General features: G+C 71.2%; 13 protein-coding genes. All 13 read right to left on the bottom strand.

The genetic code is table 11. The features are described 5' to 3' along the window. Nucleotides 1-161: 161 nt before the first annotated feature. The 13 genes from mmsB to D458_RS0126995 all read right to left on the bottom strand — a co-directional run bounded on the left by mmsB (nucleotide 162) and on the right by D458_RS0126995 (nucleotide 17,135). Nucleotides 162-1,427 carry a multiple monosaccharide ABC transporter permease gene (gene mmsB / locus D458_RS0127055; protein ID WP_017589846.1) on the bottom strand — a complete coding sequence of 422 codons (1,266 nt, stop codon included), beginning with the start codon at nucleotides 1,425-1,427 and terminating at the stop codon, nucleotides 162-164. Beyond that, nucleotides 1,424-3,001, bottom strand: a complete 1,578-nt coding sequence (locus D458_RS0127050; protein WP_017589845.1) for a sugar ABC transporter ATP-binding protein — start codon at nucleotides 2,999-3,001, stop codon at nucleotides 1,424-1,426. Before D458_RS0127050 ends, mmsB begins: the two co-directional genes overlap by 4 nt. Next, complete coding sequence (chvE, locus tag D458_RS0127045) at nucleotides 2,998-4,089, bottom strand: multiple monosaccharide ABC transporter substrate-binding protein (protein ID WP_017589844.1); 1,092 nt, start codon at nucleotides 4,087-4,089, stop codon at nucleotides 2,998-3,000. Before chvE ends, D458_RS0127050 begins: the two co-directional genes overlap by 4 nt. A 44-nt stretch (nucleotides 4,090-4,133) precedes the next feature. Then, a complete protein-coding gene (arfA, locus tag D458_RS0127040) occupies nucleotides 4,134-5,657 on the bottom strand; it encodes an arabinosylfuranosidase ArfA (RefSeq protein ID WP_017589843.1) in 1,524 nt (507 codons plus the stop codon). A 48-nt stretch (nucleotides 5,658-5,705) separates the two neighbouring features. Then, the gene (locus D458_RS0127035) at nucleotides 5,706-6,800 is read right to left on the bottom strand and encodes an arabinan endo-1,5-alpha-L-arabinosidase (RefSeq protein ID WP_017589842.1); all 1,095 of its coding nucleotides are present in this window, start codon (nucleotides 6,798-6,800) and stop codon (nucleotides 5,706-5,708) included. A 31-nt stretch (nucleotides 6,801-6,831) separates the two neighbouring features. After that, complete coding sequence (locus D458_RS0127030) at nucleotides 6,832-7,731, bottom strand: carbohydrate ABC transporter permease (RefSeq protein ID WP_026119717.1); 900 nt, start codon at nucleotides 7,729-7,731, stop codon at nucleotides 6,832-6,834. 2 nt (nucleotides 7,732-7,733) lie between these two features. Next, nucleotides 7,734-8,681, bottom strand: coding sequence for a carbohydrate ABC transporter permease (locus D458_RS0127025; RefSeq protein ID WP_017589840.1), 948 nt, complete (start codon nucleotides 8,679-8,681; stop codon nucleotides 7,734-7,736). Nucleotides 8,682-8,692: 11 nt separating this feature from the next. Next, nucleotides 8,693-10,036, bottom strand: coding sequence for an extracellular solute-binding protein (locus D458_RS0127020; RefSeq protein WP_017589839.1), 1,344 nt, complete (start codon nucleotides 10,034-10,036; stop codon nucleotides 8,693-8,695). Nucleotides 10,037-10,129: 93 nt separating this feature from the next. Beyond that, a complete protein-coding gene (locus tag D458_RS0127015) occupies nucleotides 10,130-11,566 on the bottom strand; it encodes an L-fucose/L-arabinose isomerase family protein (protein WP_017589838.1) in 1,437 nt (478 codons plus the stop codon). 25 nt (nucleotides 11,567-11,591) lie between these two features. After that, entirely contained in the window at nucleotides 11,592-12,314 is a 723-nt protein-coding gene (locus D458_RS0127010; protein WP_017589837.1) for an L-ribulose-5-phosphate 4-epimerase, read from the bottom strand. Beyond that, complete coding sequence (araB, locus tag D458_RS34345) at nucleotides 12,311-14,005, bottom strand: ribulokinase (RefSeq protein ID WP_017589836.1); 1,695 nt, start codon at nucleotides 14,003-14,005, stop codon at nucleotides 12,311-12,313. The genes D458_RS0127010 and araB overlap by 4 nt, the downstream gene beginning before the upstream one ends. Nucleotides 14,006-14,264: 259 nt before the next feature. Beyond that, nucleotides 14,265-15,467 (bottom strand): MFS transporter, encoded by a 1,203-nt coding sequence (locus D458_RS0127000; RefSeq protein ID WP_017589835.1) that lies wholly within the window; start codon nucleotides 15,465-15,467, stop codon nucleotides 14,265-14,267. 684 nt (nucleotides 15,468-16,151) lie between these two features. Further along, entirely contained in the window at nucleotides 16,152-17,135 is a 984-nt protein-coding gene (locus D458_RS0126995; RefSeq protein WP_017589834.1) for a LacI family DNA-binding transcriptional regulator, read from the bottom strand. Between the last annotated feature and the right edge of the window lie 126 nt (nucleotides 17,136-17,261).

The following is a 17,261-nucleotide window of genomic DNA, read 5'->3' as shown; positions in this document are numbered from 1 at the left end:
GCGGAACACCCCCGAACCTGGGCCCTCTGATTCGGGACTTCCCTGGTTCGGAACGCCCCCGGTTCGGAACTCCCTCCGAACCGGGGCGTCCGCGGGCCCGCCCCACAGCGCGGGCCCGCGGACCCGTCCCGGCCCCGCCTCCCGGGTAGGGCCGGGACCTTCTAGGGCGCGTCGCGGGTCGGGGCATCGCGGCCCGACCCCTTCCGTGTGCGGGTGCGCAGACCCAGCAGGATCGGCGCGGAACCGCTCACACGGCGCTTGTTGTAGATGTCGAAGGCCACCGCCAACAGCAGCACCAGGCCCTTGATGAACTGCTGCCAGTCCACGCCCAGGCCGATCAGCGACATGCCGTTGTTGAGCACGCCCATGAACAGCGCGCCGATGACGGCACCGATCACGCTGCCCACCCCGCCGGCGGCGGAGGCGCCGCCGATGAAGGCCGCCGCGATGGCGTCCAGTTCGAACATGGTGCCCGCGCCGGGGGTGGCGGCGTTGAGGCGGGCGGTGAAGACGAGCCCGGCCAGGGCCGACAGCACCCCCATGTTCACGAACACCCAGAACGTGGTCCGCTTGGTACGGATACCCGACAGCGCGGCGGCCCGCTCGCTGCCGCCCACGGCGTACACGCGCCGCCCCATCGTGGTGGAGCGCATCACGAACGCGTACCCGGCGATGAGCGCGATCAGCAGCACGCCCACCAGCGGCAGACCGTTGTGGTCGGCCAGCGCGTAGGTGAAGGCCATGATGGCGGCGACCACCACCACCGAACCCGCCGCGGTGGCCGCGGCCGAGGGCACCGGCAGGTCGCGGGCCAGGGAGCGGGCCCGGGTGCGCCACTGGATCCACACGATCGCCGCGGCCCCGGCCGCGCCCAGGGCCAGGGTGGGCAGGTGGAGGCCGTCGGTCTGCCCGGGCAGGAACCCGCTGGCGATCACCCGCAGCGACTGCGGCAGCGGGGCGATGGACTCCCCGCCCAGCACCGCCAGGGTGGCGCCGCGGAAGATCAGCATCCCGGCCAGGGTGACGATGAACGCGGGCACGCCCACGTAGGCGATCCAGAAGCCCTGCCAGGCGCCGATGAGCGCCCCCAGCAGCAGCGCCACCGGGACCACCACGAAGGTCGGCAGCCCCCACGCGGTGAGCATGATCGCCGACACCGCGCCGGTGAAGGCCACCACCGAACCCACCGACAGGTCGATGTGCCCGGTGATGATCACCAGCATCATCCCGATCGCCAGGATCAGGATGTAGGAGTTCTGCATGATCAGGTTGGTGATGTTGAGCGGGGTGAGCAGCAGTCCGCCGGTCAGCACCTGGAACAGGATGATGACGGCCACCAGGGCGATGGCCATGCCGTACTGGCGGGTGTTGCCCCGCAGCAGCCCTCTGAGGCGGGAGAGCGGGGAGGTTCGGGTCGGGTGGTTCACGTCGGGTCCCCGGTTCGGGTCATGAGTCTCATCAGGGTCTCCTGGTCGGCTTCGCCCCGGGGCACCTCGCCGGTGATCCGCCCCTCGCACATGGCGTAGACGCGGTCGCACATGCCGAGGATCTCGGGCAGCTCGGAGGAGATGAGCAGCACGCAGGCGCCCTCGGCGGCCAGGCGGCGCACGATCAGGTAGATCTCGTACTTGGCGCCCACGTCGATGCCGCGGGTGGGCTCGTCCAGGATCAGCAGTTCGGGCCGGGTGAACATCCACTTGCCCAGCACGACCTTCTGCTGGTTGCCGCCGCTGAGGGTGCGCACCGTCTGGTTCGCCCCGTGGCTGCGCACCCGCATGCGTTCGCTCATGCGCTGGGCCTCCACCGTCTCCAGGCCCGGGTCGATCACACCCCGGGTGGAGACGCGGCCCAGGGCGGCGAGCGTGGTGTTGTGGCGGATGTCGTCGTCCAGGATCAGCCCCAGGGACTTGCGGTCCTCGGGCACGTAGGCGACACCGGCGGCGATGGCGTCGGCGACGTCGCCCACGCGCAGCTCCTCGCCGTCGCGCAGCAGGGCGCCGCGGACGTAGCGGCCGTAGGAGCGGCCGAACAGGCTCATCGCGAACTCCGTGCGCCCGGCGCCCATGAGCCCGGCCATCCCCACGACCTCGCCGCTCCTGAGGGTGAGGCCGACGCCCTCCACCATGCGGCGGCCCGCCTGGGCGGGGTGGTCCACCGTCCAGTCGCGCACCTCGAAGCGGACCGGGCCGATGTCCCCCTCGCGGTCGGGGTAGCGCTGGTCCAGGTCCCGGCCGACCATCCCGCGGATGACGCGGTCCTCGTCGACCGAGGGGCGGCCGTGGTCGTCGCGCTCCACGGCCAGGGTCTCCACCGTGCGGCCGTCGCGCAGGATGGTGACCTCGTCGCTGACCCGCATCACCTCGCCGAGCTTGTGCGAGATGAGCACGCACGCCATCCCCTGCGCGCGCAGGTCCGACAGCAGCTCCAGGAGCCGGTCGCTCTCGGTCTCGTTGAGCGCCGAGGTCGGCTCGTCCAGGATGAGCAGCCGCACGTCCTTGGCCAGGGCCTTGGCGATCTCCACCAGCTGCTGGGCGCCGATGCTCAGCTCCGACACCGGGGTGGCGGGGTTCTCGTCCAGGCCGACCCGGCGCAGCAGCTCGCGCGCCCGGGCGTGGGTGGCGCCCCAGTCGATGACGCCGAAGCGCGCCTCCTCGTGGCCCAGGAGCACGTTCTCGCTGATGGACAGCTGCGGGATGAGGGCGAGCTCCTGGTGGATGATGGCGATCCCGGCCCGTTCGCTGGCGGCCACGTCGGCGAAGGCGCGGGGTTCGCCGGCCACCTCCACCGTCCCGGTGTAGGAACCGGCCGGGTGGACGCCGCTCAGCACCTTCATCAGCGTGGACTTGCCCGCGCCGTTCTCACCCATGAGGGCGTGGACGCTCCCGTGGGCCACGTCCAGGGAGACGCCGTCCAGGGCCCGCACCCCGGGGAACTCCTTGCGGATGTCGCGCATGCGCAGGAGCGGCCCCGGGGCGGCGGGCGCGGTGTTCGGGGTGCTCATTCGAGCTCGGACTCCTCGTAGTAGCCGCTCTCGACCAGGACCTCGTGGTAGTTGTCCAGGTCCACCGAGACCGGCTCCAGCAGGAACGAGGGCACGACCTTGACCCCGTTGTCGTAGGTCTCGGTGTCGTTGACCGGCACCTCCTCGTCCGACAGCAGCGCCTCGGTCATGTCCACGGTCTGGGTCGCCAGGACCCGGGTGTCCTTGAAGACGGTCTGGGTCTGCTCTCCGGCGATGATCGACCGGACCGAGGACAGGTCGGCGTCCTGGCCGGTGACGACCGGCAGCGGCTGGGCGTCGGTGCCGTAGCCCACCGCGCGCAGGGACTCGATCACCCCCAGGCTGATGCCGTCGAAGGGCGACAGGACCGCGTGCACCTCCTCGTCGGAGTAGTTGGCGCTGAGCAGGTTGTCCATGCGCGACTGCGCGACGGAGCCGTCCCACCGGGGGGTGGCGATCTGCTCCATGGAGGTCTGTCCGCTGAGCACCTCCAGCGTGCCGTCGTCGATGTGGGGCTGCAGCACCGACATGGCGCCGTCGTTGAAGAAGTAGGCGTTGTTGTCGTCGGGTGAGCCGCCGAACAGCTCGATGTTGAACGGGCCGTCCTCGTTCTCCAGGTCCAGCGAGTCGACGATGTACTGGCCCTGGATGACACCGACCTCGAAGTTGTCGAAGGTGGCGTAGTAGTCGACGTTCTCGCTGCCCATGATGAGCCGGTCGTAGGCGATCACCGGGATGTCGCTGTCGGCGGCCAGGTCGAGGACGTCGCCCAGGGCCTCACCGTCGATGGAGGCGATGACCAGGGCGTCCACGCCCCGGGTGATCATGTTCTCGATCTGTGAGAGCTGGTCCTGGACGACGTCCTCGGCGTACTGCAGGTCGGTGCCGTAGCCGCGCTCCTCGAACTCGGCGACCATGTTGGCGCCGTCGTTGATCCAGCGCTCGGAGGACTGGGTGGGCATCGCGATGCCGATGACGCCGTTCTCGCCGTCGGGGCGGGCGGCGTCGCCGACCCCGCCGCAGGCGGTCAGGAGCAGTGCGGCGCCGAGCAGTGCGGCGGTGGCGGGTAGATGTGGCGGGCGTGCCATCTGGAGGCCTTCTTCCGGGGCGGGTCCTGCTGTGGAGGGTCGGTTCAGTTGTCGGCGGGGGCCAGGGTGATGACGGACCAGGACACGGGCGGCAGCACCGCGGTGAGCCGGCCGCCCTCCAGCCGGACGTCCTTGGCGGGGCGGGGCACGACCCGGTCGGGGGCGTCCATGGTGTTGGCGGCGTAGGGGTCCTCGTCGGAGAGGGTCTGGGCGTCGGTGACCGCCCCGGGCGCCAGGCCGGTCAGGTCGGCGTCGAGGGTGAGGTGCTGGTCGGTGGAGCGGTTGACCACGAACAGCGACGTGCTCCCGTCCTGTTCGTCGTGGGTCACGACGGCGTCCAGCGCGGACACGGTGCCGTGGCGCTCGGTCGCGTACTCGGGTGCGCTCAGGTGGGAGCGCAGCACCTGGCCGCGGGCGGCGCGCGCGGTGAGCGCGAAGGGGTGGAAGATCGTCTGCCGCCAGGCGGGGCCGCCGGGCTCGGTCATGATCGGGGCGATGACGTTGGCCAGCTGCGCCTGGCTGGCGGCGGTGACCCGGTCGCTGTGGCGCAGCAGGCTGATGAGGAGGTTGCCGACCACGACCGCGTCGGCGACGTTGTACCGGTCCTCGATGACGCGCGGGGCGGTCTGCCAGTCGTCGGTGGGCTGTACGGCGGCCTCGGCCTGGTGCCGGCTGAGGTACCACACGTTCCACTCGTCGAAGGAGAGCTGGATGCGCTTGGGGTTGCGCAGCCGCGCCCCCACGGCGTCGGCGGTGGCGGTCACCGAGTCGATGAAGCCGTCCATGTCGGTGGCGCTGGCCAGGAAGGAGCCGAGGTCGCCGTCGTGCTCCTCGTAGTAGGCGTGCAGGGAGATGTACTCGACGCTGTCGTAGGTCTCCTCCAGGACGGTGGCCTCCCACTCGCCGAAGGTGGGCATGGACGACCCCGAGCTGCCGCACACCACCAGTTCCAGGTCGCGGTCGGCCGTCTTCATGGCGCGGGCCACCTGTGCGGCCTTGCGCCCGTAGGAGCGGGCGTCCAGGTTGCCGATCTGCCAGGGGCCGTCCATCTCGTTGCCCAGGCACCACATGCGGATGTCGTGGGGGGCGGGGTGGCCGTTGGCGACCCGCTGGTCGGACAACTGGGTGCCGTCGGGGTGGTTGCAGTACTCCAGCAGGTCGAGGGCCTCGGCCAGGCCGCGCGTGCCGAGGTTGACCGCCATCATCGGTTCGATGTCCAGGTCGCGGCACCACGTCATGAACTCGTCGAGGCCGAACTGGTTGGTCTCGATGCTGTGCCAGGCCAGGTCGCGGCGGACGGGGCGCTTCTCACGCGGACCGACCCCGTCCTCCCACTTGTATCCGGAGACGAAGTTGCCGCCCGGGTAGCGGACGGTGGTCACTCCCAGCTCCCGCACCAGTTCGGCGACGTCGCGCCGGAACCCCTGGGTGTCGGCGGTCCGGTGGCCGGGTTCGTAGATGCCGGTGTACACGCAGCGGCCCATGTGCTCGACGAAGGAACCGAAGGTGCGGCGGTGGACGGGTGCGACCGGGTCGGCGGCGTCGACTCTCAGGGAGGCGTTGATCATGTGTGCTCCTCAGTGGATGGGACTGTGCGTTGGTGCGGAAGCGGTCGGTCAGCGTGGGGCGGGCCGGGTGTGGCCGAGTGTGCCGGGCACCACGTGGGGCCAGCCGTCGGCGGACCAGTGGAGGCGGCGCAGGGCCATCCGGAAGTCGAAGTCCGGCCCCAGGTCGGTGTCGTAGTAGGTGTAGGCGAGCAGGCCGCCGGAGACGGACTGGCCGCCGGAGCCGGTGATGGTGCCCTCGTCGGCGACGATCACGGTGCCGCCGCCCTCCAGCATCGGGACGCCGTCGGCGTCGAGGTAGGGGCCGGTGGGCTCGGTGGCCCGCCCGACGGCGATCTTGTAGTCGCTGCCGACCTGGCAGCAGTGGTCGAAGGAGACGAACAGGTAGTAGTAGCCGTCGCGCTCGACGATGTACGGGGCCTCGATCGCGTTGGGCGGCTCCTGCCGGTCGGCCAGGTGCACGGTGTCCGCGCCGGGCAGGGCCAGGCCGGTCGAGGGGTCGAGCTCGACCATGTGGATACCGGACCAGAAGGACCCGAAGGCCATCCAGCGGCGGCCCTGGTCGTCCTCGACGATGCCGGGGTCGATGGCGTTGTAGGGGTCTCCCTCGAAGGACTCGAACACCTTGCCCTGGTCGGTCCAGGCGTAGTCGGGGTCCTCGGGGTCGAGCGTGGTGTTGGTGGCCAGGCCGATGAGCGAGCGGTTCGCGCCGAAGGTGGAGGCGGAGTAGTACAGGTAGTAGGTGTCGTCGGCGTGGAAGATCTCCGGTGCCCAGAGGGTCTCCACGCCGGGGATCTCCTCGGCGAGCCAGGCGGGCTTGGTGTCGAAGACGGTTCCGGTGAAGGTCCAGTGGCGGCCGTTGGGCGAGCTGCGGATCTGGACGGTGCCGTCGCCGATCTCGGGGTTGCCGGTGCCGAAGACGTACCAGTCCTCGCCGTCGCCGCCCCGGAGCAGGCCCGGGTCGTGGACCCGCAGGCCGCCGGCGAAGGGGTGGATGTCGTCGGGCTGCCAGCCCTGGAGCGGCAGGCCGGGGTTGTTGGGGGGTACGTCCCAGTCGTCCCGGGCTGCGGAGGCCGGGGCGGCGAGGGCGGCGGTCAGGGCCGCGGCGGCCAGGACCGCCGCGGCCGTGGTGAGCGTGCGTCTCATGGGAAGGGTCTCCTGGGGGTCGGGAGGTGGGTCAGCCCTTGATTCCGGCTCCGGCGACACCGGTGACGATGTGCTTCTGGAAGAGCAGGAAGACGACGAGCAGGGGGATGGCGCCCAGCACGGCCGAGGCCATGACCTGGGCGTACTGGATTCCGTACTGTCCCACAGCCGTGCCCAGCCCCACGGGCAGGGTCATCATCTCCGGGTCGTTGGTCACGATGAACGGCCACAGGAAGTTGTTCCAGGCGCCGATGAAGGTGAAGATGCCGACGGCGGTGAGGATGGGCCGGGACAGCGGGAGGATGACGCTCCACAGCACGCGCACCGGTCCGGCGCCGTCCAGGCGGGCGGCGTCCTCGTAGTCGCGCGGGATGGCGTCGAAGAACCGTTTGAGGATGAACACGAAGACCGGGGCGACCACCTGCGGCAGGGCGATGCCCCAGTAGGTGTCGACCAGGCCCAGCTGGGTCATGAGGACGAACTGCGGGACGATCAGGGTCTGCGGCGGGATGAGGATGCCGCCGATGACCAGGGCGAACAGCGCCGGTCGGCCCCGGAAGTCGAACCGGGAGAACCCGTAGGCGGCCAGGACGCAGATCACCAGGGTGAGCACGGTGACGATCACCGTGGTGATGAACGAGTTCATGGTCCAGCGAAGGACGTCCCCGCGGGCCAGGACCGAGGCGTAGGCCTCGAAGGTGGCGTTGGCCGACAACCACGAGGGCGGCATGACCGTGGTCTCGCCCTCGGGCTTGACGGAGGTGGCGAAGGCCCACAGCAGCGGGACGAGCCAGACGAGCGCGGCCAGGGTGGCGACGGTGTACAGCGCGACGGCGCCGGGGGACACCCGGCGGCGCCGCGGTGGCGTGCGCCCGGGGGGTGTCGCGGGTCCTTGGACGGTGCGCGGGGCGGAAGGCGTGGAGGTGGCCATCGTCAGCCCTCCTTCCTGGAGAAGAGGCGGAACTGGGCGACGGAGGCGATGATGATCAGGACCATGAAGACGTAGGCCATCGACGAGGCCAGCCCGATGCGCAGCCCGACGAAGCCGGAGTCGTAGATGTACTGGATGACGGTGCGGGTGGCGAAGTTGGGCCCGCCGTTGGTCATGAGGTAGATCTGCTCGAACACGCGCAGCGAGCCGATCAGCTGGAGCACGGCGATGAGCGCGGTGGTGCGGGTCAGCATCGGCAGGGTGATCCGGCCGATGCGCTGCCAGGCCCCGGCCCCGTCGATCGCGGCGGCCTCGTACACGTCCTTGGGGATGGACTGCATGGCGGCCAGGTAGAGCAGGTAGTTGAACCCGACCTGCCACCACGCCGTGGCGATCACCACGGAGAACATCGCGGTGTCCTCGGAGAAGAGCCACTCGGGGCCCTCGATCCCGAAGCGTCCGAGCGTGCCGTTGAACAGGCCCAGGCTGGGGTTGTACATCCAGCCCCAGATGAGCGTCATCACCGTCACCGGCAGGACGAAGGGGGCGAAGAACGACAGGCGCAGGAACCAGCCGAGGCGGCGCGCGTGGTCGGTGAGCAGGGCCATGCCGAGCGCCAGCAGCACCATGAGGGGCACGCTCAGGATCGTGAACCACAGCGTGTTCCACAGCGAGTCGTACATGGCCGCGTCGGTCAGGCTCTCGGACCAGTTGTCCAGTCCGATGAAGGAGATGTCACCGCCGGCCAGGCTGCGGTCGGTGAAGGTGTAGCCGAACCCGACGACGGCGGGCCACAGCAGGAAGAGGGCGTAGAAGGCCAGGAAGGGCAGGACGAACCAGAGGCCGGTCCAGGAGGACGGGCGGCGGCGGACGTCGACGAGACCGCGTGGTGCGGCCGTGGCGGATCCGGGCGCGGTGCGCGGCGCGGGAGCGTCGGTGTTCTGGGTCATGGTGGGGCTCCCTACACCGGTGACGGAACGGATATGAGGTCACGGATGGTGGCCTTGAGCTGGTCGAGCGACTGCTCCGGGGTCTGGGTGCCCTGGTGGAGGGTGGTCAGGGCACCGGCCGCCTCCTCCTGGAGCCGCCCGGCCGATCCGCTGAACCAGGCCTCGGGCTCGAACTGGACGTTCTCCGCGGCCTCGCGGTACTCGGACTGGGGGTGCAGCGCGTCGTACTCGGAGCTCTCCACGACCGGCTGGTAGGCGGGGATGTGGCCGCCGCCGGCCCAGGTCAGGCTGTTGTGCAGCATCCACGCGGCGTACTCCGTGGCGGCCCGGGTGCGTTCGGGGTCGCGGTCGCGCTGGTGCGGGAAGACGTAGCAGTGGGAGTCGCCGCGCGTGCGGTGGTTGCCGAACACGGCGGGGAACTGGGTGGCGGAGAACTCGATCCCGGTGGCCTCCAGGGTGGGGATCTCCCAGTTGCCGTGGATCATCAGCCCGGAGTGGCCGTTCGACAGGTTCGCGGCGGTGTCGGCGTCCCTGGAGTGGCGCGGGGCCAGACCCTCCTCGGAGAGGCGGTACATGACGTCCATGGCGGCCAGGGCCTTGTCGTCGTCCATCTCGAAGTCGTCCTCGCCGAAGACGATGTCGCCGTCCTGCTGGCGGTAGAGCGCCCAGAAGTTGGACCAGGGGTTCCAGGTGTCCATGGAGAGTCCGTACTCGCCGGTCACACCCTGGATCTCGCGGAGCAGGTCGAAGTAGTCGTCCACTCCGGAGACCTCGACGAGGCGGTCGTCGGCGTCGAGCACGCCCGCCTGCCGGCACACGTCGAGGTTGATGTACTGGATCAGCACGTGGGTGTCGATGGGGATGGCGTACAGCTCCCCGTCGAAGAAGCACTTCTCCCAGATGTTGGGCAGGACGACGGTGTCGTCGATGCCGAACTCCGCGAGCAGGGCGGGGTCGATCGGGTCCAGCAGCCGCCCGGGGGCCAGGCTCTCCAGGCGCGAGAGGTGCACGGTGGCGATGTCGGCGCCACGGCCGCCCGCGGCGCCCATGGCGACCTTGGTGTAGAAGGGCGCACCCCAGGTGAAGGTGGTGGCGCGGAAGTCGATCTCGGGATGCTCGGCCTGGTAGGCGTCGTGCATCTCGATCATCCGGTTGCCGTCACCGCCCGCGAACAGGTTCCACTGCCGCAGCCGGGTCCGGCCGCTGAGCAGGGTGTCCGGCGGTGTGCAACCGGTGGCGGCCAGCCCCGCGGCCAGGGCCCCGGCCATGAACGACCGGCGGCCCGGACCGGTGGGGGAGGACCGGGGGAGAGGGGACGGGGGGAAGGGGGATGGGTGGTGCGGAACGTCGCGCATGGTGTGCTCCTTGCGCTGGGGGGCGGGAGGGCCCTTGACGGGCCCTCCCTCTGAGGGGTGGGGGGTGCGCCTCGCGGCGCTCGTGCCGGTCGTTCAGACCGGGGCGTACTCGATACCGGCCAACTCGCACAGGACCTGCCAGTCCTGGGCGATGTGGCCGGCGTTCATCACCATGTGATGGGTGCCGCCCGCGCGCAGCCAGGCGTCCATGCAGCCCCGCACCCCGGAGGAGGGGCGGAACTGTCCGTAGGGCATCTCCAGCGCGGGCAGTTCGGGTGAGTCCAGGACCTCGCCCTCGGCCACCACCAGGCGGAACCGTTCGCCTCCCAGCGAGACCAGTGAGGCCAGGGTCGCCGGGCCCGGGCGGTAGCGGAACAGGATGGTGGGCGGGTCGGCCAGGCCGCCGATGCCCAGGGGGCGTTTGATCATCCGGGTCGGCTCGTCCTCGCGGGCCATCCGCCAGTTGCCCTCGCCCATGTGGCTCATCAGGATCGAGTCGCTGGGGAAGTCCATCGCGTACATCTCGGTGAAGTGGCCGTCCCCGGCGAGCCGGTGGCCCGCGTAGACGATCGACGCCGCCAGCACGTCGCCCTCACCGGCGAACCCGTACCCCTGTGCCATCAGGGTGGAGGCCGCGGCCATCGGCAGCCGGGCGAACCGGCCGTCCTCACCGATGGCGTCGAAGTGCGTGGAGTAGGCACCGCACCCGGACTCCTCCAGCAGCCGCTCGATGCCCAGCTGCATGCGGGCGTGGTCCTCGCGTTCCTCGTCGGACAGCCGCTCGTCCACGTCGAACACGTCGTCCTCCCAGGCGAGGAGGTCGCTCACCGCCTTCCCCGGCAGGTCGGCCATGGTGCGGTGCAGGGCGCCGGGGGCGATCACGTGCACCTCGGGGCCGAGCTTGCGCAGGAACGCGGTCTCGTCCACCCGGGCGTCGCCCATCCCGTTCATGGGGTAGCCGAACACCCCCACGCGCAGCCGTCGCAGCGCGCTGACGGTGTGCGCGGCGCGGGCCCAGCGGTCCACCCGTTCGGTGAACTCCGGGCTCTGCCAGTCGCCGGTGATGACGTCGAAGTCGACCCCGGCCCGGACCAGGGCGTTGGCGGTGTCCTGGGCCCCGTGGATGCCCTGGTTGTAGGTCATGTCGTCCATGTCCCAGGAAGCGCTTACCGCCGGGTCCGGCTGGGTGTTGGCCAGCGCCACGGGCAGCCGGGTCCCGGTCAGGGCCCGGGTGACGCGGATGGAGGGGCCGTAGGTGAGCATGACGACCAGGACCCCGTCCAGGTCCTCGCTCTCGAAGCCGCGGATCGCGCTCTCGGCGTCCTCCCGGCCCCGGACCGGTGGGGCGACGGTCCATTCGGCGACGTCGGCGAGCCCTTCGGCGAGCCGCTGGGCGTAGGCGGCCTGGTGCTCGGTGATGCCGGGGATCATGGCGTCGTAGAGCGGCTGCATGATGCCGAGCAGTCCGATCCGGGGGCGGCTGGCGCCCACCGCCGGGTTCTGGCTCGCGGGAGGTGTGGGTAGGGGCACGGCGCTTCCTTACTTTCTGAAGGCGTTACTGTCCGTAGGCGTTCTGGTAGCGGTGGTAGAGGGAGTCGACGTCATCCTGGGGCAGGCGTTCGACGGGGCCGCCCTGGCGGGCGATGTGGACGGTACGGGCCACGTCCTCGCACATCACCGCGGCCTTGACCGCGGCCTTGGCGGTGGCGCCGATGGTGAACACGCCGTGGCCGCGCATCAGGACGGCGGGGGAGCGGTGGTCCTCCAGGGTCGCGACGATCCCCTTGCCGATGGAGTCGTCGCCGATGAGCGCGAACGGGCCCACCGGGATGTCACCGCCGAACTCGTCGGCCATCGCGGTGATGGCGCAGGGGACGGCCTCGCCGCGGGCGGCCCAGGCGGTGGCGTAGGGGCTGTGCGTGTGCACGACCCCGCCGACGTCGGGACGGGCCCGGTACACGTAGGCGTGGGCGTCGGTGTCACTGGAGGGCTTGTGGTGCCCGTCGAGCAACCGTCCGCGCAGGTCGCACACGACGATGTCCTCAGAGCGGAGCTCGTCGTAGGAGACCCCGCTGGGCTTGATCAGCATCAGGTCGGTGCCGGGGACACGGGCCGAGATGTTGCCGCTGGTCCAGGTGACCAGGTTCCAGCGGGTCAGTTCGCCGTGCAGTTCACACACCGTCCGGCGCAGGCGTTCCACCTCGGCGCGGTGGAGCGACAGCTGCTGGAGGAGGTCCGTGCGGGGCTGCTCGGTCCGGGTCGGGTCCGTCGAGGTCATCGCTTCCCCTCGGTGGCGTGGGCGGGGGTCGGGTCGTCGGCGGTGTCGGCGGCGAACGCGGCGCCCCGCAGGGCGCGGAGCCGGCGAAGGCTGTCGCTGCCGCCCCGGCCGAAGTGGTCGTGGAGCTCGGTGTAGACCGCGAACAGGTCGTCGTAGGTGGCGGCTCTTCGCGGGTCGGGGTCGACGGTGTCCTCGCGCACCCGCCCCATCGCCTCGGAGGCGGCGTGGATGTCGGGGTGGGCCCCGGCGGCGACCGCGGCGTGGATCGCCGCACCCACCGCGCAGCTGTGCTCGGTGCCCACCACGCGCAGGGGGCGGTTCAGCACGTCGGCGTAGATCTGCAGGACGAACGGGTTGCGGACCATCCCGCCGCCGACGGTGAAGTCGTGGACCGGGATCCCCGCGCCGGTGAAGGCCTCGACGATGGTGCGGGTGCCGAAGGCGGTGGCCTCCACCAGTGCCCGGTAGACCTCCTCGGGGCGGGTGGCCAGGGTCATCCCCACCAGCACCCCGGACAGGGAGTGGTCGACCAGCACCGAGCGGTTGCCGCTGTGCCAGTCCAGGGCCACCAGACCGTGCTCGCCCACGGCGGCCTCGGCGGCCTTCGCGGAGAGCAGGTCGTGGACGGACAGCCCGCGTTCGGCGGCCTCCTCGTGGTAGGCGGGCGGCACGTGGGTGTCGACGAACCAGCCGAAGATGTCGCCCACGCCGCTCTGGCCCGCCTCGTAACCCCACATGCCCGGAGTGATGCCGCCCAGGGCCATCCCGCACATGCCCGGCACCTCGGCCAGGACCTCGGAGTTCATCACGTGGCAGGTGCTGGTGCCCATGATGGCGAGCATCCGCCCGGGGCCGGTGGTCCGCGCGGCGGCGGCGGTCACGTGCGCGTCGATGTTGCCGACCGCCACGGGGGTGCCCTCGGGGACCCCGGTCCACGCGGCGGCCTGCGCCGTGAGCCCGCCGGCGCGCTCACCCAGCTGGGAGAGGGGGTGGTCGAGCTTGTCCTTGGCGAAGTCGGCGAACCGGGGGTCCAACGCGGCCAGGAAGTCGGGGGTGGGCCAGGCGCCGTCCTGGTGGATGCCCTTGTAGCCGGCGGTGGCCACGTTGCGGGTCTCGTGCCCGCACAGCTGCCAGACGATCCAGTCCGCGCCCTCGATCCAGCGTTCGGTGCGCCCGTACACCTCGGGGTCGTCACGCAGGACCTGCAGGGCCTTGGCGAACTGCCACTCGGAGGAGATCTTCCCGCCGTAGCGGGGCAGCCAGGACTCGCCGCGTTCGGCGGCCAGGGCGTTGATCTCGTCGGCCTCGGGCTGGGCGGCGTGGTGGCGCCACAGCTTGGGCCAGGCGTGCGGACGTCCCGCCAGGTCGGGGAGTTCGCACAGGGGGGTGCCGTCGGTGGTCACCGGCAGGACGGTACAGGAGGTGAAGTCCGTGCCGATACCGATGACCTGCTGCGGGGAGACCCCGGCCTCGCGCAGTGCCGCGGGGACGGCCCGTCGCAGGACCTCGCGGTAGTCCCCGGGGTGCTGCAGGGCGGTGTCCGGTTCGAGGGGGTCGGTGCGGTCGGGCAGGTGGTCGGTGATGACTCCGTGCTCGTAGACGTGATCGGCCGAACCGAGTTCGGCACCGTCGGAGACCCGGACCACGACGGCACGGCCGGACAGGGTCCCGAAGTCGACCCCGAGCACCACCGGATCGGTTGCGCCAGCCTCCGAACCAGGATTGTGGGCGTTAACATTCGTGGCCAAAAAGAGTTCCCTTCGCGCCTGCGCGTACTGAATAGACCCCTTGGGGCTGTCGATCTACGAAGTCCAAAGGGGGTGATTGTGAGCTGGCCAACATTGTTGGCGTTAACAATCGATGAAGTCAACCCCCTGAACGCACACAAGGGGACACACACAGGAAAGCGCCCGCACCCCCAGGGGGTGCGGGCGCTGCGCGAACGGTCGGTCAGCCGCTGGTCACGGGTTCGCGGGCGGGCTCGGCCACGGCTTCGGTGCCGGTCCCGGACCCCCTGCGGTCGACCACGCCCGCCGTCACGGCGATGCCCAGGCCGACCAGGGCCAGGACCGAACCGATCACGGCCGGGGAGACGTAACCCAGGCCCATCCCGATCCCCAGGCCGCCCAGCCAGGCGCCGCCCGCGTTGGCCAGGTTGAACGCCGAGTGGTTGGAGGCCGAGGCGATGCTGGGCGCCGCGCCCGCCTTGCTCATCACCAGGACCTGGAGCGGGGCGGTCACACCGAAGCCGACCGCGCCCAGCACCACCACCGTGATCGCGGCGGTCCAGGGGTTGTGCACGGTGAGGGCGAACAGCGCCAGCACCGCGGCCAGCGAACCGAGCGAGACGTAGATGGTGGGGCGCAGCCACCGGTCGGCCAGCGGCCCGACCACCAGCGAGCCGATCGTCATGCCGACACCGAACAGCGCCAGCACGATCGGAACTCCGGCGCTGGGCATGCCCGCCAGCTCGGTCATCATCGGCGAGATGTAGCTGTAGACGGCGAAGACCCCCGCGAAGCCGAAGACCGCGGTGGTCAGACCCAGGACGACCTGGGGGTGGCGCAGCGCGGAGAGCTCACCGCGCAGACCGCCGGCCCTCGACGCGGGCGTGTGCGGCACGAACAGGGCCACACCCGCGATGGTCAGGGCGGCGAGGGCCACCACCACCAGGAAGGCGGCGCGCCAGCCGACCAGCTGCCCCAGCAGGGTGCCGGCGGGGACCCCGACGATGTTGGCCACGGTCAGGCCGAGCATCACCCGCGCCACGGCGGTCGCCCGACGGGCCGGACCGGCCATGTGCGCGGCCACCAGCGCGGCCATGCCCAGGTAGGCGCCGTGCGGAAGCCCCGCCAGCACCCGGGAGGCGAAGACCGCACCGTAGGAGCTGGTCACGACGGTGGCCAGGTTGCCGACCAGGAACACGCCCATGAACACCATGAGCAGGGTCTTGCGCGGCAGGCGGTTGCCCAGGGCGGTGAGCAGGGGAGCTCCGACCACCACCCCGAGGGCGTAGGCGGAGATCAGGTAACCGGCGTTGGAGATGGGAACGCCGAGGTCGGTGGCGACCTCGGGCAGCAGGCCCATGATCACGAACTCGGTCGTGCCGATGGCGAAGGCCCCGAGGGCCAGGGCGAGCAGGGCCAGAGGCATGGCTGTGCCCCCTTCCGAACGGTGGGTGGAGTCGGGCGGGCTGCGCGCCGCGGGCGTGGTTCGAGGGTGCTGCGGGTGAAGGCGCCGGGGAAGCGTGGACGTGTGCGGTGGCCGTGCCGCCCGCCGCACCTGTGCGAGCCCGGACACCGGGTTCGCGCAGGCCCGTGTGCTGTCCGGCGCCGCACGCGTGCGGCCCGGGGGCCTGCTCGTATCGATCTCGAACACGGACTTAGCACGTGCTAAGTCCAGGATGTCACTGATGCCCGCCGATCGCCAACGGTGCGGCACGTGATCTGCCTCGCGTCACGTGTGTGCCGCGTGGTTCGGATGTGACGCCAGGGTTTCAGGAGACCCACGTGGCACACGGGACATACGGGGCGGTACTTGCGAGGTGCGCGGGGCGTCAGTGGCCGAGGAGGCGCACATGATTCGTGGGGCACAGGAGGTGGCGTCTGCGAGGTACGCGGACTGTGAGGTGCGTGGGGGCGTGCGGGTTGCGCGGGGTGTCAGCGGCTGAGGAGTCGCGTGGGGCGCCCGGGGGTGCTGCCTGTGAGGTGGGCAGGGCGCGTGGGGCGGCAGTAGCTGAGGAGAAGCGTATGAGGGGCGGGGCGAACGAGGTGGCGTCTGCGGGACGGGCAGGGCGTGCGGGGTGCGCGAGCGTGTGGTTACAGGGCCGCGTGGGGTTCAGGGGCGTGGGGGAGCGGTGCTGTCGCGGACGGTGAGAGTGGTCGGCAGCACCACGTGGGTGCTCTCGGTACGGCCCTCTTCCAACCGCTCGGCCACCGCTCCGAGTGTGAGTTCGGCGATGCGGGTCACGTCCTGGCGTACCGAGGTCAGGCTCAGGAACGACAACCGCGCCGCCCGGCTGTCGTCGTAGCCCACCACGGACACGTCCCCGGGTACGGAACGGCCCGCCCGGAGCAGGGTCTCCATGAGCCCGCGCGCGGACTGGTCGTTGCAGCACACCACCGCCGTGGGCAGCTCGTCGCGGGCCAGCAGCGCCGCCGCGGCGCGGGCGCCCGCCTCCTCGGTGTAGGCGCCGGGGACCAGGTCCACGTACGCGTCCAGCCCGTGCGCGCGCATGCCCTCCAGGTAGCCGGTCCGGCGCTCGGGGGCGCTGGGCAGGTCGCCGCCGTACACGTGCGCGATCCGCCGGTGGCCCAGGGAGACCAGGTGGTCGACCGCCTGGCGCACCCCCGAGACGGCGTCGGTGCGGACGCTGTCGGTCCCGGCGGCGTTGGTGCGCTGCCCGATCTCCACCACGGGGACCCGCTCGGCGACCCTGGCCAGGTCCTCCGGGGCCTGCGCGGACATGCCGATCAGCACCAGGGCCTCACAGCGCAGCCCCACGAGCTCGTCGATCGCCTGGCGCTCGGTCCGGTTGGCCAGCATGGCGCTCAGGGCCACGCTGTAGTCGAGCCGGGCCGCCTCCGGGTACAGGGCCTCGACCAGGTCGGCGTCCATGGGGTGCTCCATGGTGAAGAGCACCCCCACCTGGCGGCTGCGGGCCCGGCGCAGCAGCTGGGCGGCGGTGTCGGCGCGGTAGCCGAGCTCCTCCGCGGCACGCAGCACGCGTTCGCGCGTGGCGGCGCTGGGACCGGGCCGGTCGCCCAGGACCATCGAGACCAGCTGCCGGGAGACCCCCAGGTGCGCCGCGATGTCAGCCATCGTCGGCCGCCCGCCGGGCGCTCCGCCACCACTGCTCCCACTCGCCACTTCGATCCCCTCTCGCGCAGGCGCATCGTACCGCCGTCACGGTTCGTACCGGTGATTCCCTCGGCGGCGAACCGCCTG

It is taken from the genome of Nocardiopsis ganjiahuensis DSM 45031, assembly GCF_000341085.1.
GTDB lineage: Bacteria > Actinomycetota > Actinomycetes > Streptosporangiales > Streptosporangiaceae > Nocardiopsis > Nocardiopsis ganjiahuensis.
Note: the sequence above shows the minus strand (reverse complement) of the source record. Positions and strands in the feature narration are given on the sequence as shown.